The organism is Acinetobacter sp. G11 (genome assembly GCF_049808495.1).
Lineage (GTDB): Bacteria > Pseudomonadota > Gammaproteobacteria > Pseudomonadales > Moraxellaceae > Acinetobacter > Acinetobacter kookii.
The window spans coordinates 1-1037 of the sequence record NZ_JBNCAT010000076.1 but is presented as its reverse complement, the minus strand read 5'-3'; the positions used below and the strand labels follow the sequence as shown (position 1 = coordinate 1037).

1 protein-coding gene is annotated in these 1037 nt (G+C 39.7%); it reads left to right on the top strand.

Going from position 1 to position 1037, the window contains the following annotated elements; translation table 11 throughout:
* Positions 1–99: 99 nt before the first annotated feature.
* A partial coding sequence (locus ACPUEY_RS14040; protein ID WP_425122464.1) for an IS30 family transposase occupies positions 100–1037 on the top strand: 938 nt, incomplete at its 3' end.

Genomic DNA, 1037 nt, shown 5'->3' with positions numbered 1-1037 from the left:
CTTAGATTCTCAAATGAAGTGCAACAGAGATTAAATTATTGGAAGGAAGCAAGATGAGCTAGCATTTTGCTTCCGACCGACCAAAGTCAAAGTTGCATCATGAACTACACTCATCTTACCCAAGAAGAAAGATATCAGATTTATACTTTGTTACGTGAAGGTTTTTCTAAACGTTATATCGCTTGGAGACTGAATCGCTCACCTTCAACCATTTCTAGAGAAATCAAACGTAATCGAGCGAGAAATGGCTATTTTGCTAAACATGCCAATAAAGTAGCTCGAAGACGGCATTGTCCTAATCCTAAAAGAATCCCTTGTGAAATATGGGCACATGTCATCTCTTATCTTGATCTTCAATGGAGTCCTGAACAGATTGCTTCTCGTGTTCCAGTCAGTTTGCATTCAATTTATCGCTTTATACGGCAGGATAAAAATAAGGGCGGTACACTCTTTCATAACCTACGTTTCAGAAATCAAAGAAAGAGGAAATACGGCTCTCCTGAAACCCGTGGTCAGCTGAGTAATCGTAAAAGCATTCATGACAGACCTATTGAGATTGAGCAGCGGACTCGCTTTGGTGATTTGGAAATAGATACGATTGTTGGTAAGAAGCATCAGCAATCATTGGTCTCTATTGTAGATAGGAAGACAGGTTATTTATGGCTGAAAAAGTGTAGCTCACGCAAGGCAGAGGAAATTTGCCAAACAACCATCAGCCTTCTTGAGCCGATCAAAGATCAGCTCAAGACGATTACTGCAGATAATGGTAAGGAGTTCAGCCTGCATGAGTATACTGCTCAAGAATTAGAAATAGACTGGTATTTCGCTGATCCTTATAGCGCTTGGCAACGAGGCACGAATGAAAATACCAATGGCTTAATCAGGCAATATATTAAAAAAGGCAGTAATTTAAATGCCTATACGGATGAATATATTGCAGAAATCACTCAACGTTTGAATCATCGCCCAAGAAAAAGACTCGGCTTTAAAAGTCCGAGTCAGGTATTATGGCAACAACATGGTGTTGCACTTCAAAT